Source organism: Paenibacillus sp. D9, assembly GCF_001188365.1.
Lineage (GTDB): Bacteria > Bacillota > Bacilli > Paenibacillales > Paenibacillaceae > Paenibacillus_O > Paenibacillus_O humicus.
On the sequence record NZ_JZEJ01000001.1, the window covers coordinates 5,103,996 to 5,126,396 of the forward strand.

Annotated in this window: 26 protein-coding genes; all 26 read left to right on the forward strand. The window is 47.5% G+C overall.

From position 1 onward, the window contains the following. The first annotated feature begins 193 nt into the window (after positions 1-193). A complete protein-coding gene (locus tag VE23_RS22755) occupies positions 194-454 on the forward strand; it encodes a hypothetical protein (protein ID WP_157054029.1) in 261 nt (86 codons plus the stop codon). A gap of 30 nt (positions 455-484) precedes the next feature. Next, a complete protein-coding gene (locus tag VE23_RS22760; protein ID WP_049869230.1) occupies positions 485-1,237 on the forward strand; it encodes a YveK family protein in 753 nt (250 codons plus the stop codon). Further along, the gene (locus tag VE23_RS22765) at positions 1,218-1,913 is read left to right on the forward strand and encodes a CpsD/CapB family tyrosine-protein kinase (RefSeq protein WP_049869231.1); all 696 of its coding nucleotides are present in this window, start codon (positions 1,218-1,220) and stop codon (positions 1,911-1,913) included. The genes VE23_RS22760 and VE23_RS22765 overlap by 20 nt, the downstream gene beginning before the upstream one ends. 276 nt (positions 1,914-2,189) lie before the next feature. Continuing rightward, positions 2,190-3,089: a UTP--glucose-1-phosphate uridylyltransferase GalU gene (gene galU / locus VE23_RS22770; protein ID WP_049869232.1), complete on the forward strand. Its 900-nt coding sequence runs from the start codon at positions 2,190-2,192 to the stop codon at positions 3,087-3,089. A gap of 6 nt (positions 3,090-3,095) precedes the next feature. After that, positions 3,096-3,794, forward strand: a complete 699-nt coding sequence (locus VE23_RS22775) for a sugar transferase (protein WP_049869234.1) — start codon at positions 3,096-3,098, stop codon at positions 3,792-3,794. A gap of 28 nt (positions 3,795-3,822) precedes the next feature. Then, complete coding sequence (locus tag VE23_RS22780) at positions 3,823-4,956, forward strand: glycosyltransferase family 4 protein (RefSeq protein ID WP_049869236.1); 1,134 nt, start codon at positions 3,823-3,825, stop codon at positions 4,954-4,956. Further along, positions 4,925-7,030 (forward strand): DUF1972 domain-containing protein, encoded by a 2,106-nt coding sequence (locus tag VE23_RS26135; protein WP_084781631.1) that lies wholly within the window; start codon positions 4,925-4,927, stop codon positions 7,028-7,030. The genes VE23_RS22780 and VE23_RS26135 overlap by 32 nt, the downstream gene beginning before the upstream one ends. Before the next feature lie 13 nt (positions 7,031-7,043). After that, a complete protein-coding gene (locus tag VE23_RS22790) occupies positions 7,044-8,351 on the forward strand; it encodes an O-antigen ligase family protein (RefSeq protein ID WP_049869239.1) in 1,308 nt (435 codons plus the stop codon). After that, complete coding sequence (locus VE23_RS22795) at positions 8,326-9,405, forward strand: glycosyltransferase family 4 protein (protein ID WP_084781632.1); 1,080 nt, start codon at positions 8,326-8,328, stop codon at positions 9,403-9,405. The genes VE23_RS22790 and VE23_RS22795 overlap by 26 nt, the downstream gene beginning before the upstream one ends. A gap of 16 nt (positions 9,406-9,421) precedes the next feature. Next, positions 9,422-10,885, forward strand: coding sequence for an MOP flippase family protein (locus tag VE23_RS26140; RefSeq protein ID WP_198156208.1), 1,464 nt, complete (start codon positions 9,422-9,424; stop codon positions 10,883-10,885). A 34-nt stretch (positions 10,886-10,919) separates the two neighbouring features. Then, entirely contained in the window at positions 10,920-11,669 is a 750-nt protein-coding gene (locus tag VE23_RS22800; protein WP_049869242.1) for a sugar phosphate nucleotidyltransferase, read from the forward strand. A 17-nt stretch (positions 11,670-11,686) separates the two neighbouring features. Continuing rightward, positions 11,687-12,232 (forward strand): dTDP-4-dehydrorhamnose 3,5-epimerase, encoded by a 546-nt coding sequence (rfbC, locus tag VE23_RS22805; protein ID WP_049869243.1) that lies wholly within the window; start codon positions 11,687-11,689, stop codon positions 12,230-12,232. Between the two features lie 14 nt (positions 12,233-12,246). Further along, on the forward strand, positions 12,247-13,269 hold the full coding sequence (gene rfbB / locus VE23_RS22810) for a dTDP-glucose 4,6-dehydratase (RefSeq protein WP_049869244.1): 1,023 nt from the start codon (positions 12,247-12,249) through the stop codon (positions 13,267-13,269). Then, entirely contained in the window at positions 13,262-14,158 is an 897-nt protein-coding gene (rfbD, locus tag VE23_RS22815; RefSeq protein ID WP_049869245.1) for a dTDP-4-dehydrorhamnose reductase, read from the forward strand. The genes rfbB and rfbD overlap by 8 nt, the downstream gene beginning before the upstream one ends. Next, positions 14,124-15,500 (forward strand): sugar phosphate nucleotidyltransferase, encoded by a 1,377-nt coding sequence (locus VE23_RS22820; protein WP_049869247.1) that lies wholly within the window; start codon positions 14,124-14,126, stop codon positions 15,498-15,500. The genes rfbD and VE23_RS22820 overlap by 35 nt, the downstream gene beginning before the upstream one ends. A 16-nt stretch (positions 15,501-15,516) precedes the next feature. Next, complete coding sequence (locus VE23_RS22825) at positions 15,517-16,854, forward strand: UDP-glucose dehydrogenase family protein (RefSeq protein WP_049869248.1); 1,338 nt, start codon at positions 15,517-15,519, stop codon at positions 16,852-16,854. A gap of 10 nt (positions 16,855-16,864) precedes the next feature. Next, a complete protein-coding gene (locus VE23_RS22830) occupies positions 16,865-18,010 on the forward strand; it encodes a nucleotidyltransferase domain-containing protein (RefSeq protein WP_049869250.1) in 1,146 nt (381 codons plus the stop codon). Further along, positions 18,010-18,963, forward strand: a complete 954-nt coding sequence (locus VE23_RS22835; RefSeq protein ID WP_084781634.1) for an LCP family glycopolymer transferase — start codon at positions 18,010-18,012, stop codon at positions 18,961-18,963. The genes VE23_RS22830 and VE23_RS22835 overlap by 1 nt, the downstream gene beginning before the upstream one ends. Positions 18,964-18,996: 33 nt before the next feature. Beyond that, a complete protein-coding gene (locus VE23_RS22840; protein ID WP_049869251.1) occupies positions 18,997-19,557 on the forward strand; it encodes a VanZ family protein in 561 nt (186 codons plus the stop codon). A gap of 30 nt (positions 19,558-19,587) precedes the next feature. Next, positions 19,588-20,088 carry a hypothetical protein gene (locus VE23_RS22845; protein WP_049869252.1) on the forward strand — a complete coding sequence of 167 codons (501 nt, stop codon included), beginning with the start codon at positions 19,588-19,590 and terminating at the stop codon, positions 20,086-20,088. A 36-nt stretch (positions 20,089-20,124) separates the two neighbouring features. Further along, positions 20,125-20,262, forward strand: coding sequence for a hypothetical protein (locus VE23_RS26735; RefSeq protein WP_021877352.1), 138 nt, complete (start codon positions 20,125-20,127; stop codon positions 20,260-20,262). Next, positions 20,259-20,471, forward strand: a complete 213-nt coding sequence (locus VE23_RS22850) for a hypothetical protein (RefSeq protein ID WP_021877353.1) — start codon at positions 20,259-20,261, stop codon at positions 20,469-20,471. Before VE23_RS26735 ends, VE23_RS22850 begins: the two co-directional genes overlap by 4 nt. A 35-nt stretch (positions 20,472-20,506) precedes the next feature. Next, positions 20,507-20,719 carry a hypothetical protein gene (locus VE23_RS22855; RefSeq protein WP_157054030.1) on the forward strand — a complete coding sequence of 71 codons (213 nt, stop codon included), beginning with the start codon at positions 20,507-20,509 and terminating at the stop codon, positions 20,717-20,719. Positions 20,720-20,820: 101 nt separating this feature from the next. Beyond that, the gene (locus tag VE23_RS22860) at positions 20,821-21,624 is read left to right on the forward strand and encodes a hypothetical protein (RefSeq protein ID WP_021877355.1); all 804 of its coding nucleotides are present in this window, start codon (positions 20,821-20,823) and stop codon (positions 21,622-21,624) included. After that, positions 21,621-21,899 (forward strand): PqqD family protein, encoded by a 279-nt coding sequence (locus tag VE23_RS22865; protein WP_048744811.1) that lies wholly within the window; start codon positions 21,621-21,623, stop codon positions 21,897-21,899. The genes VE23_RS22860 and VE23_RS22865 overlap by 4 nt, the downstream gene beginning before the upstream one ends. A gap of 13 nt (positions 21,900-21,912) precedes the next feature. Next, the gene (locus VE23_RS22870) at positions 21,913-22,368 is read left to right on the forward strand and encodes a hypothetical protein (RefSeq protein ID WP_048744812.1); all 456 of its coding nucleotides are present in this window, start codon (positions 21,913-21,915) and stop codon (positions 22,366-22,368) included. Positions 22,369-22,401 lie beyond the last annotated feature (33 nt).

Here is a 22,401-nt window from a genome sequence, read left to right on the forward strand (position 1 = left end):
TTGCTGGCCAGCAGCATTTTGTCGGAGGTGAAGGATGGTCGTCCGTCGTAATTTGGAGCCCGGATCTGACAGATTAAGTCAGGCGCGCATGGGCCGCAAGCTTCTTGGGGATATCCGCATCTCCGAAGTTCGGGGAAAGGCGGTTCAATCCCGATCGCGCAAAGTCTTGTTACATACTATGAGCCCGGATCGGATGGAATTCTCCACCACGCTGCTGTTCCCCGTCCAGAACGGCTACCGGCTTACCCTCACCCTCATGCTCAACCGGCGCATGCATCTCATCACCGGCACGGTCGGGTCCAGAGCCAAGTCCGGCAATCTGTACCATTACGAGCTGGACATAACCGGCCGATCGGTCAGCCGGCTCGAATGGATCCGTGAATTGAACGATTGGCTGCTGAGCGGGCAGCCGGCCCGGCATCCTTATAAAGTCCACTATATTTATCGGAAGTGAACCATTTCTATATGACGGAGGCTCGACAACGTGGAACTTAAAGAATACTTGACTATCATGGGCAAGCGCAAGTGGCTCATCACCGCCATCGTCCTTATCGCCTGCCTGGCGACAGGATTCAAAAGCTTTTTCTATACAACTCCGATCTATTCCGCATCAGCCAAGCTGATCGTCAATCAGGCATTCGAATACCAGGGAATGTCGATGCTGGATCTCAGCACGATGCAGACGAACATCACCGTCATCAACTCCTACAAGGAAATCATTCAATCCGCGGCCATACTCGACAAAGTCGTGGAAAAGTACCCCGATCTCAAGATGTCGGCAGATGAACTGAGAGGCGGGCTCGGCGTAGGCTCCTCGGCGGAATCGCAAGTCATGGATCTTTCCTTCACCGGCACCTCTTATCCTCAGGCGGCCAAGGCCGTCAATGCCATCGCCCAAACCTTCAAAGAAACGAATCCCTCCATCATGAAAGTCGACAACGTGAACATTCTCAACAAGGCGAATCCGGATGCGGCCGCCATGAGCATCAACACCAGCCCGATCGTGCTGATCTTCATCAGCTTTGTCGTCTCGTTCATGCTCTCGGTCGGACTTGTCTTCCTGATTCATTACCTGGACGACACGATCAAGACGGAGAAGGATGTAGAGGCTCAGCTCGAGCTGCCGATGCTGACCCAGATTACGAAGATCGACAAGTACGGCTCGAAGTCCCGCAAGCCGTCTTCAACCAAGCCAAGTCCGGTCAAGGAGGGCTCCTATGCCACGCTCAACCAGTGAATCCAGCCTCATCACCTATTACGAGCCGAAATCTCCGATCTCGGAAGCCTACCGCACGTTGCGCACGAACATCCAGTTCTCTTCCTTCGATGAACCGATCCAGGTCATCATGGTCGCTTCGGCCAATCCCGGCGAGGGCAAGAGCACGACGGCTTCCAACCTCGCGGTCACTTATGCCCAAGAAGGCAAAAAAACGCTGCTGATCGACGCCGATCTGCGCAAGCCATCGGTGTTCCAGGTTTTCTCGGTATCCAACCGGGTCGGATTGTCGACGGTCGTGTCCGGCCAATGCCGATGGGCCGATGCCATCCAGGATACCCATGTCGAGCAGCTCGATGTGCTGCCATCGGGACCGATTCCTCCCAACCCATCCGAGCTGCTGGCCTCCCATAGCATGAAGTCTCTTCTGCAGGAGCTGCAGGCTCAATACGACATCATCATCTTTGATACGCCGCCCGTGCTCGCCGTGACGGATTCGCTGATTATCTCCTCTCTCTGCCAAGGCGTCATCCTCGTCGTCCAAGCCGGCAAGGTCAAGAGCGAGCTTGTCCGCAAAGCCAAAAGCAACCTGGAGCATGTGCAGGCCCGGATTCTCGGTGTCGTCCTCAACAACATGAAGAGCCGGAAGGGCGACAAGTACACCTATTACTACTACGGAACCAAAGAAGCGAAGTAGCGCCTATTCTCTCCAATTCCAACTTTCAGGTAAGGCCTGCTGCACCTTTATCACTGCAGGCACTCGGCCGTGCTGTGGGCTCATGAGTGGGCCTTAGACGTGAATCGTCGATGGTACGGTGTGAGGAGGGGTTGAATGCCCCGGTTTTACTAACGAAATGGCAGAAAAACGGGTTATGTTTCCGCTTTCAACGAAAACATGACTCGTTTTTTTGGCATTTTCCCAAGGATAGGACTGGAAGAACCAGAGAGAAAAAGGATAAGGATAGGTGACGGTATGAAAAAAGTTCGAAAAGCGATTATTCCGGCTGCGGGGCTGGGGACCCGGTTCCTGCCCGCGACCAAGGCGATGCCGAAGGAAATGCTGCCGATCGTCGACAAGCCGACCATCCAGTACATTGTGGAAGAAGCGGTGCAATCCGGCATCGAGGACATCATCATCGTCACAGGCAAGGGCAAGAGAGCGATTGAAGACCACTTCGACATCGCATTCGAGCTGGAGCACAGCCTGATGGAGAAGGGGAAGCTCGGCCTGCTCAGCGAGGTGCAGAAGTCTTCCAACGTGGATATTCATTACATAAGGCAAAAAGAAGCGAAGGGGCTCGGCCATGCCGTCTGGTGCGCCCGCAACTTCATCGGCAACGAGCCGTTCGCCGTCCTGCTCGGCGACGACATCGTACAGGGAGAGGTTCCCTGCACGAGGCAGCTGATGCAGCAATACGAAGAAACCGGCCGCTCGGTCATCGGCGTCCAGACCGTGGGCATCGATCAGACGGATCGGTACGGCATCGTGGATCCGCTCGAAACGATGGGCCGCCTCGTTCAAGTCAAGAGATTCGTGGAGAAGCCGGCGCGAGGGCAAGCCCCTTCCAATCTGGCGATCATGGGGCGCTACGTATTCACGCCGGAGATCTTCGATTATCTTGGCGAACACAACATCGGAGCCGGCGGAGAGATCCAGCTGACCGATGCGATTCAGAAGCTGAACGAGTCTCAGGGCGTATACGCCTACGACTTTGACGGGAAACGGTATGACGTCGGAGAGAAGCTCGGGTTTATCCTGACGACGATCGACTTCGCGCTGCGCAATGATGAGCTGAAGCATCCGCTGCTGACCGCCCTTGAAGAGCTCATTGAAGAGTACTCCAATACAACCAATTCTATCAAGCTGGGGTGATCGAAGATGAGTTTGAACCCGAACCGCAAGGAAGCGGAAGCTGTCCTGGAATCGAGCGCCTACTACTCCTCCTACGCAGCGGAAAACAAAAGGAATTTGACGGGTTATCTGATGATGAAGCGTGCGATGGACATCGTGGCCGCTTCGATTGGCTTGATTTTTCTTATGCCGGTCTTTCTTCTGCTCGCCATCGCGATCAAGATCGAGGACCCCAAGGGCCCGGTGTTCTTCTCCCAGAAGCGGGTCGGCAAGGGAGAGCGGCCGTTCCATATGTATAAATTCCGTTCGATGGTATCCAATGCGGAGGAGCTGCTGGCTGATCTGCTGGAGAAGAACGAAATTCAAGGCGCCATGTTCAAGATGAAGGATGATCCGCGAATTACGAGGATCGGGAAATTTATCCGGAAGACCAGCATTGATGAACTTCCGCAATTGTGGAATGTCGTGCGCGGGGATATGTCGCTTGTCGGACCGCGGCCGCCTCTTCCAAGGGAAGTTGCCGAGTATACGGCTTATGACAAGCAGCGGCTTAAGGTAACGCCTGGCTGCACGGGGTTGTGGCAGGTCAGCGGGCGGAATAATTTGAGCTTTAAAGAGATGGTGGAACTGGATATTAGGTACATACAAAAACGCAGTCTTCCATTTGATATCAATATTTTGTTCAAAACCGTCAAGGTTTTGTTCGGTTCCAGGGACGCATTTTGATTTTTTTTTGAATGAAGGAGAGAGATAAATGAGGATTGGCGTGGATGCTCATGTTCTTGCCGGGAAGTTTCAGGGGAGCCGTACTTATCTGCTCAACTTATACAAAGAAGTATTAAAGCAAAGCAATCCCGAAGACTATGTCTTCTTTGGACATTGGGGAAATGAAGCGGACCTTCCCTATAGCAATGAAGCGGAATACATCAATTTTAAATCCGGTTCCAAAGTCAGACGGTTGACCTATGAATCCCGGCCGCTTCTTAAAAGCAGCAAAATTGATCTATACCACACTCAATACATTTCCCCTCTGATGGTCCCTTGCGACACGATCTGCACCATTCATGACATCTTGTTTGAAACCCATCCTCAATACTTCTCCAAACAAGAAGTGCTTCGCAACAAAATCCTGGTCAGGTATTCCGCTCAGAAAGCGAAGCAGGTCCACACCGTATCTCAATACTCGAAAAACAAAATCATGGAGCTCTACGGAATACCGGAGCATAAAGTGAAAGTCGTTCCCAATGGAGTCGATTTAAGTCGATTCTCTCCTGAAAATAAGGATGAATCAAAAGCATTAATTGAACAAAAATATGGAGTGCGGGATTATCTTTTAACGGTTGGACGTATCGAACCTCGAAAGAATCACATTGCCTTGCTTAAAGCCTATAAAATTCTTCTGGAAAAGAATATACCCGTAGGAAATCTTGTTATCGTGGGCAAGCCGGATTTTGGCTTCCAGGACTTCTTCAAGAAAATTGATGAATTGCAGTTAAAACCCTACGTGAACATTATAGATTCTGTAGATGATCAGATGCTCCCGCATATTTATCGGGCTGCATCTGTTTTTGTTTATCCAACCTTCGCGGAAGGGTTCGGCATTCCACCCATAGAGGCAATGGCTTGTGGGGTTCCAGTGGTGTCTTCAAATACAACAGCCATACCGGATGTTGTGGGAGATGCGGGAATATTGATTGATCCGAATAAACATGAGGATATTGCAAATCAACTGATGGACTTTATTGAAAATTCCTCATCTTTACTTGCTTTAAAAGAGAAAGGACTAATTCAAGCAAAAAAATGGACCTGGATAGAAGCTTCTAAAAAATATCTTGAGAGTATAGGAGAATTAACTAATGGGAAAGAAACTGCCCTCATCCTATCATAAAGCTATTGCTTTTTGTGGTACTAGAGGAATTCCAGCAGCATATGGTGGTTTTGAGACAGCGGTAGATGAAATAACAAAATGGTTTACATCTAAAGGATATACATGTCATATATTTGGACGAAGCGAATCTCCAAGACCATCGGAAGTCTATGATTCCAGAAAAATGATCTATGTCAAAGGTAGCAAATCGAAAAAACTTGATACATTTGTATCCGCTATTTATACAGGACTATATCTTAGGAAACATAGAGCTGAATATGATTATGTCTTTTGGTTTAATAATGCTAATTTCCCAGGAATTTTTATAACATTATTATCTGGCTTACCAATGGCTATAAATACCGATGGATTAGAGTGGAGAAGGGCAAAGTGGTCTTTTCCCTTTAAGGCATATTATTTTATTTCCTCATATTTAATAGGGAGGTTTAATAAAACATTAATTTCAGATTCTATTTCAATAAGTGATTATTATAAAAAGAAATTTAATAAGAAAACTTCGATTATACCGTATGGGGTTCCACAATCAGTTGATTTTGAAGAAGAGGTAAAACATTCTGTTCTTGAAAAATATAAATTAGATGCCAACAAGTATTTTTTACAAATCACACGTCTTGAACCTGATAATTTACCGTTGGAGATTATCTGTGGATTTATTAACTCGGGAATTTGGAAACAAGGATATAAATTTCTTCTCATAGGTATGAAAGAGGAAAACCCTTATACTTTGAGCTTAAAAAGACTTTCGGGTTCAAATGGGGTAAATGTGTCACCAGCAAATTATAATCCCGTAGAATTGGAAGTATTAAGGAGAAACGCATTCTGCTATTTGCATGGAAATTCTGTTGGAGGAACGAATCCTGCATTATTAGAAGCGATGAAATCTTGTAACAGAATCATGGCAATTAACGGACCGTTCAGTAAGGAAGTTTTGGGTAATAATGGAATTTTATTTGATATTGAGAAATTAGATTTGCAATTTAAGCAGGTTCTTGAACTGAAAGATGAGTCAGCTGAACTTAAAGAACGAGTACTGACTTTATATAATTGGGAAACAGTCTCAAACTCTTATGAGAAAATAATGAAATCGGAAAAAGTGAATTATTTTTTTGATCGATTATTATCAAATCAATTAAAAGAACCTCGAATTGGAATTGTTCTAGTTAATTATAATGGTTTTGAAGATACAATTAGTTGTATAAAATCAATACTGAGAAGTAATTATAAAAACTATAAAATTTATCTTGTTGATAATAATTCTCCAGATGGTTCTGGACAACTACTAAGAGAGTATTATAACCAAGATAAGTTCCAAGAGAGTATCAAAGTTTTACTTTTGAATAAAAACATTGGTTTTTCTGGTGGAAATAACGTTGCTATTGATATTGCTTTAAAAGAAGAGTCGAAATATGTATGGTTATTAAATAATGATACCATTATTGATGAAAAAACATTAACTAATCTTGTGGTCAGAGCTGAAAGTGACGAATTAATAGGAATAGTTGGTTCAAAAATTTACTTTTATAATTCAAGTGATATCTGGTATGCAGGAGGCTCGATAAATAAATTCGCTATTTCATCACATCGGGGATCTTTAACAAGTGATAGAGATAATAAACTCTTTAATATTCCGGAGGAAGTTGATTTTGTAACAGGCTGCAGCTTATTTGCAAGGTCTAAGATGATTTATGACATTGGCAAATTAGATGAGGATTTCTTTTTGTATTTTGAAGATACTGAGTTAAATCATCGAGCAAAACAGAATGGTTGGAAAATCTATTACGAACCATCCTCATTAGTGTGGCATAAAGTTAGTGCTTCAACTGGAAGTAAATATAGAGACCATTCCCCCCTTATAGATTATTATGACACCAGGAATTTTTATTTATTTATAAATAAATGTTATAAGGGGAGAGGAAGGATTTTAGCTTTTGCAGGTTTTATTTTTAAGTTTATTAAAAAGAATATAAGAATTGCATTAAGAAAGGAAACAAATAAGATGAAGAAATATAAGATAATATACATAGCTATTTTTGATGCTATAAACAAAAAGAATGGGAATTATCTAAAAAGTTAAAGTAGGTGAACTTATGAATATAAAAACAAAAAAAAAATATAATCTAGGTTCAATTTTGCTGATAACGTCAATTATCTTCCTGATGAATCTTCCTCCAGTGCAGGCATTACCTTTCTTATCTATATTCAGTATTAATGGTGGTAATTTTTCATTAATAAAAGTCACTATTATTATAACATCTATAATATTCTTTAGTTTATTTTTTATTAAAAAATATAAGATAAACATAAATTTTATGGATGTATTGATTTATTTTTTTACTCTATCTTATTTAATAAACATATCTGATATTGCCAAAAGTATCTACTTAGTAATAATTCTTACAATGGCTTATTTTATCGGTAGAATGGTTTTTATTAACGGCGATATGGCGAGGCTAATCAATGCAATAAAATATGGAGGGGTCATACAATCACTCCTAGTAATTTATTCTGTGTTTATTGGTCCAATAATAAAACCGGTAGAAGGTAGTTTCCTATTTAAGAATTTTGGAAATGGTTTGGGAAGCAACATGTCAGATTTTAGGGCCGTGGGCACAATAGGTCATCCTGTTGTGCTGGCTGCTGTCTTAACACCTGCATTAATATGTTGGATTATAAGTGTTTTCAATAATAGCAAGCCGACTAATCGGAAAATGAAATTATTGAATATATTTTTCACACTATTACTCACATATTCAATTTATCTCACTTATTCAAGGGGCACATGGATTTCTTTGCTCGTTGTTATTCCACTAGTATTAATAAAATTGAAAGTTAAGAAAAGAGTGTTTGTATTGTTTATTATCTCTATAACATTTTTAGTGGTTATGTCAGGAAACATCATTAATCGCCTATCATTAATTACGGAAGGAGACGCTTCATTTTCTCACAGACTATTAATGTATTTTTGGTCATGGAATGAAGTAACTTCATCTCTAAAGTCCTTTATTTTTGGATTTGGTTCAGGGGGGAGCATCTATAGACTCAATTTAAATCCACCAATTGATAAATTTCTAGCCATAGATAACATGTTTCTGAGTTTCATGGTTAACTTTGGATTTATTGGTTTAATATTAATGTTGGTATTGGTTGTAAAATTAATATACTCACTAATAGTGAATAAAAATGACGTAATCTGGTGGATAGGCTGTGTTTTGCTATCTCAATCAATTGTAGGTTTAACCTTTGAATTGATTGACTGGGAGCAAACCGGTGCTATTTATTGGTTGCTGATTGGACTTGGTACATCTGCTGTTTCGAAAAAACAGAATCCATTACTATTTATTCCAAAAAGGAAAGGGATGAAGAATGTAGATGTCAAAAGTTTATATTCTTCATGAAAATGGAGCTCCTAGACATTTTGAGGCTTTATTTTTTTATAATAATCAAAGTAATATAGTCCAAGTGGAATTCACTTTTCTAAGACAGTTTATTAAATCCATATTAAAAAGAGATGGAAAATTGTTGAGGAAGTCATTGTTTAACTTGTTTTATTTGATCAGATTTCTATTCATGAAACATTCTACAATAATTATAGGTGCTGCTCCTTACGATTCATTTATCTTTTATTTATATTTACTGAAAAATAAACACAATATAATTTATTATTCATCGTGGCCTTATTGGGATGATTCAAAGTATCCCAAAAGGTTGAGATTCTGGGGCCAAAAGAAACTCTGGATCAAATTTTTAACGGATATAAAAGTAGTTGGAGTTACAGATAAAGTTAAGCAAGGACTATTAAAATATACAAAAGAAGAAAATATAAATGTCATTCCCCATTGTATTAATGAGGATACCTTTAATTTAAAGGAAAAAAAGTCTTTTGAAAAATTCAAGATAATTTATACTGGGAGACTTATCAAAGAAAAAGGTATTGATACCATATTAAAGCTGATTAAAAGATTTGAAGATGATAATATTGAATGGATCTTTGTTGGCAGTGGTCCTTATGAAACAATTATAAAAAATGAATCTAATAAAAACAGTAATATTAAGTTTTATGGTCAAGTTGAAAATAAAAAGGAATTAGCCGATTTATACAGACAAAGTCATATTATAATTCTTCCATCCAATACTAATGATCAGTGGGAGGAATTATTTGGTATTGTATTGATTGAAGGGATGGCATGCGGTGCTGTTCCAATATCTTCCAATGCAATAGGTCCCAAAACTATTATTGAACACAACTCTGATGGGTTTTTATTTGAGCCTAATGATTTATCCGGGATGCAAAGTATAATTGAGAAATTAAAAGATGATCCCGAATTTTATCAAAGATTATCTCAAACTGCAGTCGAAAAATCAAAAAACTATTCCATTAAAAGAACATCTGAGATCTGGGGAAGTATTATTGGGAATGATAGCCATGTCCTAAAATTAAAAAATGCATAAAGAATCAGGTGGGAGAATGTCTCTTTCATTACAGGGCGCTAGAGCATCAAAATGGAATCTTATTTCAACGATAATACTTACAGTCATCCAGTTCAGTCAGTTATTTATTCTGTCTAACCTATTGGGACCTACCCAGTTCGGTTTAATGGGAATGATAAATGTCGTGGTGGGATTTGCACAAATCTATAGTGATGTAGGCATTTCAAACGCAATTGTATCTAAACAAAATATAAATAAGAATGAGCTATCAAGTTTATATTATTTGAATTTATTATCAGGCTTATTAGTCAGTATAATTGTCATTTGTTTTACCCCAGTCATCTCTTATTTTTACAACGAAGTCCGTCTAGTCCAGCCTTTATTATGGATATCGTTAATCTTTGTAATAATCCCAATTGGTCAGCAGTTCCAGGTAATGTTTGTTAAAGACTTAAAGTTTAATTTATTAGCGAAATTTGATATTATTTCTTACTCTTGCGGATTTTGTTTTGCTTTAATGAGTGCTTTAAATAACGCTGGAGTAATGTCATTAGTATGGGGACAAATGGCAACCTCAATAATTAAAACCTCTTTGTTAGTATGTTTTGGTCTACGAGTATGGAGACCCAGTTTCCGTCTCAATTTTTCTGAAATTAAAAGCTACTTTCAGTTTGGCCTTTATCAAATGGGTGAAAAAACGATTCACTTTTTTAGCACTAATTTAGATTATATAATTATTGGTAAATTTTTTGGAGCTCAAACCTTAGGTTATTACACTTTTGCTTATCAAATAGCGATATTACCTGTAATGAAAATTAATCCTATAATCACTCAAGTTTCTTTACCGATTTTCTCAAAAGTTCAATCTGATATTCAGAGATTAAAGAGAGGATATATTAAAGTTATACACTACTTAAGCTTTATCAATTTTCCTATTTATATTGGATTGATTTTTATTTCGCCAATATTAATTCCTTGGTTGTTTGCTGAAAAATGGAGCGGGAGTATAATATTCATTCAAATATTATCAGTTATGGGACTCATTCGATCTACAATCCAACCAAATAGTTCTTTACTGATATCACTAGGGAGGGCAGATATAAGTTTTAAGTGGACTGTTATATCTATGTTGGTATTACTGCCTTGTATCGTTAGTGGAGCTCTTGTAAATGGAGCTTTGGGAATTGCTTTTGGAAGTTTAATCTCGCAATTAATTTTATATCAACTAAATTATATATATGTAATTAGAAAATTTTTAGGATTTTGTTGCAAGGAATATAATGGGAACTTAATAAAGCAATTCATTTTATCCTTACTTATGTTGATACCTATTATTATTCTGAATTTTGGTGCATCAAGTTATAATTCTCTGATTTGTATTGGAGGAACAACTTTTAGTGCATTATTCTATTTATTTTTAAATAAGACACTCAATAAAAGGGTTTTAGATGAAATGTTGAAATTACTAATAAAAAAGAATGTTGTTGTTAAAGAACATTAAACTTAAAAATGAATTTATAAGGAGTTGTATGAATATGAAAGGCATCATCCTAGCAGGCGGAACAGGATCCAGACTTTACCCCCTAACCAAGGTGACCAATAAACACTTGCTTCCGGTTGGACAGTACCCCATGATTTACCATTCGATCTACAAATTAAAAGAAGCTGGAATCGACGACATCCTCATTGTCACGGGACGTGACCATATGGGCGATGTCGTTAATCTTTTGGGCAGCGGATTCGAATTCGGCGTCAGCTTCTCTTATAAGGTACAGGATCAGGCTGGAGGCATCGCGCAAGCTCTCGGACTGGCGCGCAGCTTCATTGGAAGCGAGCCGATGGCGGTCATCCTTGGCGATAATGTCTTCCAGGATGACATGAGGCCATTTGTGGAGAACTTCAAGCGTCAAGGCAGAGGGGCGAAGATTCTCCTCAAGGAAGTTCACGATCCGGAGCGCTATGGCGTTGCTGAGCTGGACGGAACATTGATTCGGTCCATTGAAGAAAAGCCGAAGCAGCCGAAGAGCTCGATGGCTGTAACCGGCATCTACATGTACGACAACGATGTATTTGAGATCGTAAAAGGTCTTAAACCATCCGGACGCGGCGAGCTCGAGATCACGGATGTCAACAATGCCTATATTCAGCAAGGCTCGCTCACCTACGATGTACTGGATGGATGGTGGACGGATGCGGGTACGCATGAGTCCTGGGCCCATGCCAATGAGCTTGTCCGCAACCATACCTTCGATCTGAACTTCGGCCGCAAGCTGGCATCCGTGTAGAGGGGACCGGACCAAAAATGAAAATCATACCAAGCAAGCTCGAGGGAGTCCTGATTGTCGAGACCGATGTATTCGGTGACAATCGGGGCTTTTTTACGGAAAGCTACAATGAAGAAACATTCAGAGCAGCAGGAATCGAGCATCGCTTCATTCAAGATAACCATTCCTTATCCCAAGAGGCGGGAACGCTTCGGGGGCTTCATTATCAGCTGAGTCCAAAGGCCCAAACCAAGCTGGTGCGTGCAATTAGCGGTGCTATCTATGATGTGGTGGTGGATTTAAGGCAGGGTTCGGCTACGTACGGGGAGTGGCAAGGATTCATTCTCAGCGAAGACAATAAGCGGCAGCTTCTCGTGCCTCGCGGATTTGCACATGGCTTCTGTACCCTCGTCTCCAATACTCAGGTTGTATACAAAGTGGATGAATATTACTCCAAGGAGCATGACCGCGGCATTCTGTGGAATGACCCGGCACTTGGAATCGACTGGCCTTCCGATCGAGTCGTTCTCTCGGATAAGGATAAGATCCATCCTGGATTTCACGAAGCCGAACATAACTTTTAGGGAGTTGTAGAGAGATGAACCTACTGGTCACAGGCGGCGCCGGCTTTATCGGCAGCAACTTCATCCGCCATATGCACGAAGAGCATCCTGAGTACAAGATCGTGAATATCGACAAGCTTACTTACGCCGGCAATCTGGATAACTTATCGGATCTCGATGAGAGCGGGAATTATTATTTTGTGAAAGGCGATATCTGCAATGAAGCTCTTGTCCGGCATCTGCTGAGAGAACACCGCATCGACGCTATCGTCAATTTTGCAGCCGAGTCGCACGTGGACAGGAGCATAAGCGACCCCGGCATTTTCGTAACGACCAATATTTCCGGGACACAGGTTCTGCTGGAGGCTGCAAGAGCGTACGGAATAAGCAAGTATATTCAAATCTCTACAGATGAAGTGTACGGTTCTCTCGGAGAAACAGGTTACTTCACGGAGGAGACGCCGCTGGCTCCGAACAGTCCCTACTCCTCCAGCAAGGCAGGGGGTGATCTGCTTGCTCGCGCCTACCATGAAACGTATGGCTTGAATGTCAATATTACCCGCTGCTCCAATAATTATGGGCCCTATCATTTCCCGGAGAAGCTGATACCGCTCATGATTACCCACGCTCTCGACAACAAGCAGCTTCCTGTCTACGGGGATGGACTCAACATCCGGGATTGGCTGCATGTGAGGGATCACGCGGCTGCTATCGATCTGGTCCTGCATCAGGGCGTTCCCGGCGAGATCTACAATATAGGCGGTCATAACGAGCGGACCAACATCCAGATCGTGGAGCTTATTCTGGAGCGCCTGGGCAAATCCAAGGATCTGATCGTTTATGTGGAAGACCGTCTAGGCCACGACCGCCGTTATGCCATCGATCCGGAGAAGCTGGAAACGAAGCTTGGCTGGAAGCCTAAGTACACTTTTGAGACCGGAATAGTGGAAACGATCGACTGGTATTTGGCTAACGAGAAGTGGTGGAGGGATATCCAATCGGGTCAATATCTCAAAAGCTACGATATCCGGTATAGGCAGCCCGTTGCGCATGGTTGAGACAAGGTTGATTGTAACAGGCGCCAAAGGCCAGTTGGGTACGGATATGGCCTCTCTCTTGTCGGAAGCGGGATATGAAGTCCACGCCTTCGGCAGAGAGAAGCTGGATTTCACCGATCGGCGCGAAGTTCTGGAAGTCGTGGAAGCTTTGCAGCCGGATATTATTGTTCATTGCGGTGCTTATACCAAGGTGGATCAAGCCGAGACGGAGCGTGAGCTGGCTGAGAGAGTGAATGGCCATGGGTCCGGATATCTGGCGGAAGCTGCCGAACTCGTTGGAGCGAAGCTTGTGTACGTGAGCACGGATTATGTGTTCGACGGAACTGCCGTTGAGCCGATTCCCGAATCTGCGGCGACGAACCCGATCAACGTATACGGCGCCTCTAAGCTGTTGGGGGAAACGCTTGTGAAGGCAGCGGCGAAACGCTATTTTATTGTCCGCACCTCATGGGTATATGGCCTTCACGGCTCTAACTTTGTCAAGACGATGCTGAATTTGGGCCGCCAAGGGAAACCGTTGACCGTTGTTGAGGATCAGTTCGGGAGTCCTACATTTACGGTCGATTTGGCCGAGTGTGTGTTGCGATTGATTCAATCCGATCACTATGGAACCTATCATGTGTCTAATTCGGGTTCTTGTTCATGGTATGAATTTGCCCAAGCGATCTTTGAGGAAGCCGGCATGAAGGTGGAGCTTGCTCCGGTAGACAGCAGTCGATTCATTCGTCCCGCTCAGCGGCCGGCCTATTCCGTTCTGCGGCACCAATCCTTGTCGGAGAACGGGTTCCCGCCCATGCGGAACTGGAGAGAGGGATTGAAGGAATTCCTGGCGCTGGAATCAGAGGAGGGTAACGATGAAAACCGTACTGCTGTCGGGCGGATCGGGTAAGCGGTTATGGCCGCTCTCCAATGATTTGCGCTCCAAGCAATTTCTCCCTCTCCTCAAGCGGGAGGATGGAGCGAATGAGTCGATGGTGCAGCGGGTATGGCGGCAATTGGCGCAAGCAGGCTTGGCCGGCGACAGCTATATCGCCACCAGCCGCTCTCAAGTCGAAGTGCTGCAAAGCCAATTGGGGGCTGCCGTTCCGATCATTGTGGAACCGGAGCGAAGGGATACCTTCCCGGCTATCGCGTTGGCTGCTGTCTATCTGTACTCGGTCGTGGGCGTATCTTTGCATGAAGTGGTCACGGTGATGCCGGTCGATCCCTATGTGGATGACTCCTTTTACGCATCCATCCGGAAGCTGGAAGAGGCGATTCAGGAAACGGATGCCGAGCTCGCCTTGATCGGTGTCGTTCCGGATCAACCTTCCGAAAACTTTGGTTATATAGTTCCTCATGAATCCAGAAATGCCGAGCATAAATATCAACAGGTAAATAAGTTCAAGGAAAAACCCCCGAGGGAAGAAGCCGCTGCTCTGATTGAGCAGGGAGCGCTTTGGAACTGCGGGGTTTTTGCATTCCGGCTGGACCGGATCATCAACCTGCTTATCTCGCTGAATCTCCCGATCTCCTACGACGAGATGGTGAAGCAGTACCGCAAGCTTCCCAAGAACAGCTTTGACTATGAGGTGGTGGAGAATCTAAGCCGCATGGTCGTCACTCCTTACCAGGGCATATGGAGGGATCTGGGTACTTGGAACAGCCTGACCGACGAGATGGAAGACAGCGTGATCGGCAAGGGAATTGTAACGGATGACTGCAAGGATACGCATCTCATCAACGAGCTGGATATTCCCATCACAGTCATGGGCCTTTCAGGAATCGTGGTAGCGGCAAGCCCGGATGGCATTCTCGTATCGGAGAAGTCCGTGAGCTCGCGAATCAAGGACGTGAATGGCAGCCAGGATCAGAGGCCTATGTTCGAGGAACGGCGATGGGGTTCATACAAGGTGGTCGACTACGTCAAGTACGAAGACGGCCGCGAAGTGCTGACCAAACGAATCTGCATCGCGGAAGGGAAGAACCTCAGCTATCAGTATCATACCCGGCGCAGCGAAGTGTGGACGATCACCTCGGGCCGCGGCGAGCTCATCCTGGACGGCAAGCATCGGGAGCTTCTACCGGGTGATGTGGTGCTCGTTCCGGCAGGAATGATGCATAGCGTCAGAGCCGTCACGAATCTGGAGATGATCGAAGTCCAGAGCGGCCAGGAGCTGGTCGAGGAGGATATCGTCCGGCTGTGCATGAGCTGGGAAGACATCTTGCAATATGTGCAGCATATCGGATAAGGGAGCGGATAGAGGGATGAAACTGGCTGTCATTGGAACGGGCTATGTCGGCCTCGTATCGGGGGTATGCTTCTCCGAGCTCGGCAACGAAGTGGTCTGCGTGGATAAGATCGAGGCCAAAATCGACATGCTGAAGCAGGGCGAGGTGCCGATCTACGAGCCGGGGTTGAAACAGCTGATCGAACGAAACACCGAAGCGGGGAGGCTCCATTTCACGACGAACCTGGTCGCGGCCGTCCAGCAATCGGATATCGTGATTCTGGCTGTCGGCACTCCGTCTCTTCCGAATGGAGAGGCGAATCTAAGCTATATCAAGCAAGCCGCGCAAGAAATTGCGCTGGCGATGAACGGCTACAAAATCGTGGTCACGAAGAGCACGGTTCCGGTAGGGACGAACGAAAAAATCGGTTCCATTTTGGCTGAATACTCGATCCATCATTTTGACATCGCATCGGTCCCCGAATTCCTGCGGGAAGGCTCTGCGGTAAAGGATACGCTCAACCCGGATCGAATCGTCATCGGCGCTGACAGCGTCATGGCGAAGGAGCGGCTCAAGGCTCTCCACCGTCCGCTTACGGACAAAATCCTGGTAACGGATATCCGCAGCGCGGAGATGATCAAGTACGCCTCGAATGCCTTCCTGGCGACAAAGATCAGCTTCATCAACGAAATCGCCAACATCTGCGAGAAGGTCGGAGCCGATGTGACGCTGGTGGCGGAAGGCATGGGCTACGACCATCGGATCGGGCCGTCCTTCCTCAAGGCGGGCATCGGGTATGGGGGCTCTTGCTTCCCCAAGGATACCGAAGCTCTCATCCAGATCGCCGGACATGTGGATTACGAATTCAAGCTGCTGAAGTCGGTCGTGGATGTGAACCGCGATCAGCGGTTCAACGTCATCCGCAAGCTGGAAGCCACTCTTGGCGAGCTCGGCGGCAGAACGGTCGCTATCTGGGGGCTGGCCTTCAAGCCGGAGACGGATGACGTGCGGGATGCGCCGGCCTTCGAAATTATTCAAGCCCTGCTGAATAAAGGGGCAAAGATCCGTGCTTATGATCCTGTCGCCCAAGACAACTTCCGGAGCCAGCTGAATGCACCGGATGTCAACTACTGCTCCTCGGCGGAAGAGGCCGCTTCTGGGGCGGATGCCCTCTGCTTGCTTACGGAGTGGGCCGAGTTCCGTGAATTCCCGCTCTCGAGACTGGAGACGCTGCTCAAGCGGCCCGTTCTTATTGACGGAAGAAATCAATTCACCGAAGAAGAGCTCGCGGAGACTTCCTTCATCTATTATTCCGTCGGCAGGCCGAACCTGAACAAAGGCGTAAAAGAGCAAAGCCCCGCACTTTTATTTTAACGGAGGACTTATGAACAGAAGCGAAGCGGTTAAGCTGCTGGACCGGATTCATGGACGCCATTCCTTGAATGGAATGACAGAGGAGAACTGGAGAGAGGCTTGGGCGGATATTCAGGATTCGTTCACGGGGACCCAATTCTACCATCTGTTGCGTATGGACCGGATGGACCTGGTCCCCTCGTGGCTGCAGAGCGAGCTCAAGGCGGAATCGGATCGGGTCCTGTTCCAGAACATGCTGATCCGCTCGGAGCTCAAGAAGCTGCTGAAGGCATTTGATGCGGCCGGAATTCCTGTCATCCCCCTCAAGGGGATTCGAATGGCAGAAAGATATTTCGGCCATTTCGCCGCAAGGCCTACGACCGATTTGGATCTGCTTGTGCGTCCGCAGGATTTGGAGAGAGCATCAAAGCTGCTGTCCGGCATGGACTTCCAACAGGATGACAGTCCCGACAGCGACCACTTCCATCTTCTGTTCAATAAGTTCTATGACAATCCGATGTTCCCGTTTCTTGCGGTTGAGCTCCACTGGGACATACTCCGGTCTCATGCTTCGGATACGGATACCGGAGGGTTATGGGAAAGGTCTCAGCCCTATCCGGGTTATGCTGGGGTGAGGGAGCTGTCCGACGAAGACAGCTTGTATCATATCTGCCTGCACGGCTTCAACCATCAGATGCTGTCGCTGAAATATATCCTCGATGTAGCTCGGCTTGTTGTCGAGACAGCTCCTTCCCTCAGATGGGCAACGATGACGGCTCGTGCTCGAAAAGACGGAAACTACTCAAAGCTGATAACGGTTTTGTCCCTGGTATACTCCCTATGTCCATCGCTGGAGAAAATCAAGCCTTTGCCGGAGCGGAAAAGATGGCCGCTTTGGAACGAAGAACTGATGAGGGAAGCCGGTCTTGGCCTCAAGAGCCGACGGTACTATTTCTTTCGTCTCCTGTCGATCTTCGTCATGTATGATTCCGCGGGAGCGATGCTGAATCATTTGCGATATCTTTTCCTGCCGCCCCGCGATTACGCGCGTTCCCAATTCAGGGAAGACAAGGGCGGCTCTTTGCTGTCCCTGTACACACGAATTTACCGGATCCGGCTGCGGAACTTATTCGGAGGCGGCGCGGCGAGAGCCGGAACAAAGGAGTATGACATCTGATGAGCATCATTCAAAAGCGGGTTTTGATTTCCGTTCTTTCCGTCCTGCTCGTTTCAGGGCTGGCCGTCGTCGGCTTCGGATGGTACCTCTACAACAACTTGAAAGGGACGGCCCACAAGGTGTATGAGCCGACCAGCCGCACGAATTACGTCAGCAAGGATCCGGGCGTGACCAAAACGGCGCAGGCCGTGAACTCGGATAATCTGCCCTTCACCGTACTCGTGATGGGTGTCGATCAACGTCCCGGCGATCAAGGCCGCTCCGATACGATGATGCTGCTCGCGGCAAATCCGCAAAAAAACGACCTGCTTATGGTGAGCATTCCGCGGGATACGAGAACGACCATCGTCGGCCGCGATGTCGAGGACAAGATCAACCACGCTTATGCCTTCGGAGGCGTGAATATGTCCGTGCAGACGGTAGAGAGCTTCCTGGACTTTCCTGTGGATTACTACGTGAAGGTCAACATGGAGGGGTTTGCTAAAGTCGTGGATCTGCTTGGCGGCGTTAAGGTCACAAATCCTTTCGCATTTGATTACGAGGGACACAAATTTGATAAAGGGGAGCTCCATCTGAATGGAGAGCTTGCTCTGTCCTATTCACGCATGCGCTACGACGACCCTCGAGGCGACTTCGGCCGCACGGCCCGCCAGCGCGATATCATCCAGCAGGTAATGAAGAATGCTCTTACGGTCAGCAGCCTGACGAAGGCCAGCGACATGCTGGAGGAGATCGGCAGCAACGTGAAGACGGACATTTCCTTCGACACGATGAAGGATATGCTGATCAATTACCGGCCCAAGATCGAGAAGATCGAGCAGCAGGAGATCAGCGGCCAAGGCAGGATGATAAACGGAATCTGGTATTACATTGTCGATCAAGGCGAGAGGGACAAGATCCACGAGCTGCTCAAGAAGCATCAGGAGCAGGAAGTCCAGCCTGCATTGAATTAATACAGTCCATGGAAGGAAAGGGGATCTCCGCCTATGAAGGGAGCCTGCGCGCCAGCGATGGCCAAGAATCCGTCTGCTGCCGGCACAGCATGGCTGAAGCCGGTGTTATGGTTATCCTTGGGAGCCTGGATCGCCCTTATTTTCTTGTTCTCCTCCCAGTCCTACCAGACGCAGACGATCAAGCCCGCGCTGGAGAGAAGCTTCAGCGCCGAGCAGGCGGCGGCGCTCCTGCCCAGCCTCGGTTTCACCTACAACCGGCATGAGTATGACACGGCCGCCGATCCTTACGACGTCCTGGAGTTCATCTTCCGCAAGTCGGCGCATCTGTTCGTCTATGCAGTGCTTGCGGGAATTGCCTGGTCTCTGCAGCGGTGCTACCGCATCTATCCGCCGGTTCTTCTGTTCAACGTCGTTGCGCTTACTTTGCTGGTCGCTTGCGGCGACGAGTTGAACCAACAATTCTCAACCATGCGTACCCCGAACCCCGAGGATGTGCTGATCGATCTGATCGGCGGCAGCCTCGGGGTCTTCATTCTATACAGCTGCTCGATCGGCCTCCGCTGGTCTAGATCCTTGTCCGGCCGCATATTCTAAGGCACTTTTGGCGGACAGGGGGTCATGTCGTTGTTCCGGAGAAGAAGGAGATTTCCGGTCTTCAAGCTTCTGCTTGCGGCAGCCGGGCTGCTGATGGCCTGGATGCTGGTCAGGGGCATATCGGGACTGGCGGAGGGAAACGGTTCGGGGGACGCCCGCGAAGTCGTGGAGAGCTTCTACACGATGGAGCGGGAGGGCAACTTCGGAGGGTCCTGGGAGCTGTTCCATTCCCAGATGAAGGAGCATTTCACCAAGGACAGCTACATCCAGAAGCGTGCCCATGTATTCATGCAGGACTTCGGCGTCGACACCTTCAGCTTCAAGCTCGGAAGCGGCAAGACGGTGAGCGGCTGGCGTATGAGCAAGGACAGTCCGGCGCTGCCGGAGGTCTATGCCGTGCCGGTGACGATGCTCTATGAGAGCAGCTTTGGCGCTTTCGATCTCGAGCAGACGGTCTACGCGGCGAAGGAAGGCGATGAATGGAAGATCCTCTGGTCATATCAAGGGAATTCCTTGAAGGAATCCTCTTGACGTGATACAAAATGTATCGTAAATTGGAGAAAGGAGGTGGAGTATAGCAAGGCTTGCAATCCTCCTACTGTCATTCCGAATCCATCCGTTGAATTCGGAACGGCCAACATCAACGTCAGCAACAACTTTTTCTACAAGCAGTTCAGCTTCAAGGACGCGAGGTGGGTGTCATGAAATCGTATCAGTCTCCCCGGATCATCATGCATCAGGCGGTTGAGTTCGGCACCGTCAATATCAGCAATAATTTCTTTTATGAATGGTGCAAGTGCTATAACTTCAAGCCGTTCATTTGCAGGCTGTTTTATGGCAATATCGGCCCCAAAGGAGCATCAGGCATCTCGACTCCGCTTGATTTCCCGGAAGGCTGGATTCCGAAAAAATAAGTTGATGATCAGCTTTTTGGATGAGGTGGATGTCAATGAAGCCGTATATGGCTCCAACTGTACTTATGCATCAGACGGTCGAGTTCGGAACGGTCAATATCAGCAACAACTGGTTCTACAAATGGTGCGTCAGCCAAGGGATGAAGCCGTTCATCTGCAAGCTGTTCTACGGCTCCAATCCGGGCAATCCTCCCTGCGGCTGCAGCAAGCCGCTCGGGTATCTGGACCGTTACGACGGTCCGAAGTAATCCACCGCACCGGCAATCCTGAGGGGGAACGGGCTTCAAGCCGCCGTTCCCCTCTCTCGGAGCATCGTTGCGGCGAATTGTCACATATGGGGTGATACAATATGTATCTGTATACGTCGAGAATCAGGGATCACCGGCTTGTCTTCAACGTCCAGACCGAGCATCTGAAGGAATGGATCGCCAGCCGGTTTCCGGAAGAAATGGATGAGCCGGCGGACGGCAGCGGTCAAGCCGTCGAATCCATCCACCTGTACATAACGGATTTCTACGGCTCCATGTACGATGACGGTCCCGTGGAGATCGAAGACAACGGCGAGACGGTGACGTACAAGCGGATCGACTACCGGATGGAAGTCTCGGCCGATTACGGCAGCGTCGATCTCAAGGTATTCGACGATCTGGCGCTCAAGCATGCGCTCATCACCTGGTACAGCGCCTGGCTGATCCACCGCCGCAAAGGCCTCCTGATCCATTCCTCCTGCGTCGTGGAGAACGGCAAGGCATGGATTTTCGTCGGCCACTCCGGGGCGGGCAAGTCCACGGTCGCCGAGCTGTCGGCGCCGCGGCCGATCTTGTCCGACGAGGCGACTCTCCTGCTGTTCGACGGCCAGGGCGGCATCGTCATCCAGGACTCGCCGCTGCGCAGCGAGAACGAGGAGCGGGGCGAGGCGAGCAGCTGTCCGCTTGGCGGCATCCATTTCCTCATCCAATCGCCGGAGGTGCAGAGAGTCCGGCTGGGCAAGGTGGACACCCTGATCGGCCTTATGGACAAGGTGTTCTATTGGAAGCACAGCAAGCTGGAGACGGGCAAGATGATCGCGGCATGCCGCGAGGTTGTCGAGAAGGTGCCTGCGTACAATCTCTATTTTCAAAAAAACGATGCATTCTGGGGGCAGATTTCATGACGATATCGGCAGGCCGGATCCTGCGCCGGCAGGAATCCGTCGAGTCGGCGGAGATGGACGGGGAGTGGGTGCTGCTTGATCTCGACAGCCACTCCATTACCAAGGTCAACGAGATGGGCGGTTATATCTGGGAGCAGCTGGAGCATCACAACACGCTCGGGCAGCTTATCGACCGGATCGCCTCCGAGTACGATGTCGACCGCGAGGTCGCCAGGCGGGACGCGGAAGTCTTCATCGCGGAGCTGATCCGGGTAGGACTGGTCACGCATGGATAGCAGGGGAGAGGATATGGCTCCGATCGTTGCCGCCTTGCTGCGCAAGCGCGGCAGCATCGAGCTGCCGTCCTTCGGGATGAGCATGTATCCCCTAATCCAGGAAGGCGATGTCAGCCGGTTCGTCACGACGGATGCGGCTGAGCTGGCCGTAGGGGATGTATGCTTGTTCGTCAATGCCTATGGAATCATGACCGGCCACAGGCTGGTCTCCATAGGAAGCGAAGACGGAGACGATGTCTTTCTGTTCCGGGGGGATACGAGCTTCATCCCGGATGATCCCGTGCCGGCCGGAGCGATTCTGGGAAAGTGGACGGGAGTCAGGAGCGGCTCGGGATGGAAGCCGGAGAGCGGATTCCGCTCCCGGGCGCTGCGCCTGCTCGTGCTCCGCATCCCGCTGACGCGCAAGGTGCTGCGCAAGCTGGGCAATTGGAGCATGTCCAGGAAGCCACTGTACCGCTCCACATCATAGTGCGCCGGAGCCGAGCGCGGAAAGGCCGGTAGC

Excerpts from the sequence above, each read along its gene's own strand:
- VE23_RS22755 (WP_157054029.1), top strand. The coding sequence starts at position 194 with ATGGAATTCTCCACCACGCTGCTGTTCCCCGTCCAGAACGGCTACCGG.
- VE23_RS22765 (WP_049869231.1), top strand. The coding sequence starts at position 1,218 with ATGCCACGCTCAACCAGTGAATCCAGCCTCATCACCTATTACGAGCCG.
- galU (WP_049869232.1), top strand. The coding sequence starts at position 2,190 with ATGAAAAAAGTTCGAAAAGCGATTATTCCGGCTGCGGGGCTGGGGACC.
- VE23_RS22775 (WP_049869234.1), top strand. The coding sequence starts at position 3,096 with ATGAGTTTGAACCCGAACCGCAAGGAAGCGGAAGCTGTCCTGGAATCG.
- VE23_RS22780 (WP_049869236.1), top strand. The coding sequence starts at position 3,823 with ATGAGGATTGGCGTGGATGCTCATGTTCTTGCCGGGAAGTTTCAGGGG.
- VE23_RS26135 (WP_084781631.1), top strand. The coding sequence starts at position 4,925 with ATGGGAAAGAAACTGCCCTCATCCTATCATAAAGCTATTGCTTTTTGT.
- VE23_RS22790 (WP_049869239.1), top strand. The coding sequence starts at position 7,044 with ATGAATATAAAAACAAAAAAAAAATATAATCTAGGTTCAATTTTGCTG.
- VE23_RS22795 (WP_084781632.1), top strand. The coding sequence starts at position 8,326 with ATGTCAAAAGTTTATATTCTTCATGAAAATGGAGCTCCTAGACATTTT.
- VE23_RS26140 (WP_198156208.1), top strand. The coding sequence starts at position 9,422 with ATGTCTCTTTCATTACAGGGCGCTAGAGCATCAAAATGGAATCTTATT.
- VE23_RS22800 (WP_049869242.1), top strand. The coding sequence starts at position 10,920 with ATGAAAGGCATCATCCTAGCAGGCGGAACAGGATCCAGACTTTACCCC.
- rfbC (WP_049869243.1), top strand. The coding sequence starts at position 11,687 with ATGAAAATCATACCAAGCAAGCTCGAGGGAGTCCTGATTGTCGAGACC.
- rfbB (WP_049869244.1), top strand. The coding sequence starts at position 12,247 with ATGAACCTACTGGTCACAGGCGGCGCCGGCTTTATCGGCAGCAACTTC.
- rfbD (WP_049869245.1), top strand. The coding sequence starts at position 13,262 with ATGGTTGAGACAAGGTTGATTGTAACAGGCGCCAAAGGCCAGTTGGGT.
- VE23_RS22820 (WP_049869247.1), top strand. The coding sequence starts at position 14,124 with ATGAAAACCGTACTGCTGTCGGGCGGATCGGGTAAGCGGTTATGGCCG.
- VE23_RS22825 (WP_049869248.1), top strand. The coding sequence starts at position 15,517 with ATGAAACTGGCTGTCATTGGAACGGGCTATGTCGGCCTCGTATCGGGG.
- VE23_RS22830 (WP_049869250.1), top strand. The coding sequence starts at position 16,865 with ATGAACAGAAGCGAAGCGGTTAAGCTGCTGGACCGGATTCATGGACGC.
- VE23_RS22835 (WP_084781634.1), top strand. The coding sequence starts at position 18,010 with ATGAGCATCATTCAAAAGCGGGTTTTGATTTCCGTTCTTTCCGTCCTG.
- VE23_RS22840 (WP_049869251.1), top strand. The coding sequence starts at position 18,997 with ATGAAGGGAGCCTGCGCGCCAGCGATGGCCAAGAATCCGTCTGCTGCC.
- VE23_RS22850 (WP_021877353.1), top strand. The coding sequence starts at position 20,259 with ATGAAATCGTATCAGTCTCCCCGGATCATCATGCATCAGGCGGTTGAG.
- VE23_RS22855 (WP_157054030.1), top strand. The coding sequence starts at position 20,507 with ATGAAGCCGTATATGGCTCCAACTGTACTTATGCATCAGACGGTCGAG.
- VE23_RS22860 (WP_021877355.1), top strand. The coding sequence starts at position 20,821 with ATGTATCTGTATACGTCGAGAATCAGGGATCACCGGCTTGTCTTCAAC.
- VE23_RS22865 (WP_048744811.1), top strand. The coding sequence starts at position 21,621 with ATGACGATATCGGCAGGCCGGATCCTGCGCCGGCAGGAATCCGTCGAG.
- VE23_RS22870 (WP_048744812.1), top strand. The coding sequence starts at position 21,913 with ATGGCTCCGATCGTTGCCGCCTTGCTGCGCAAGCGCGGCAGCATCGAG.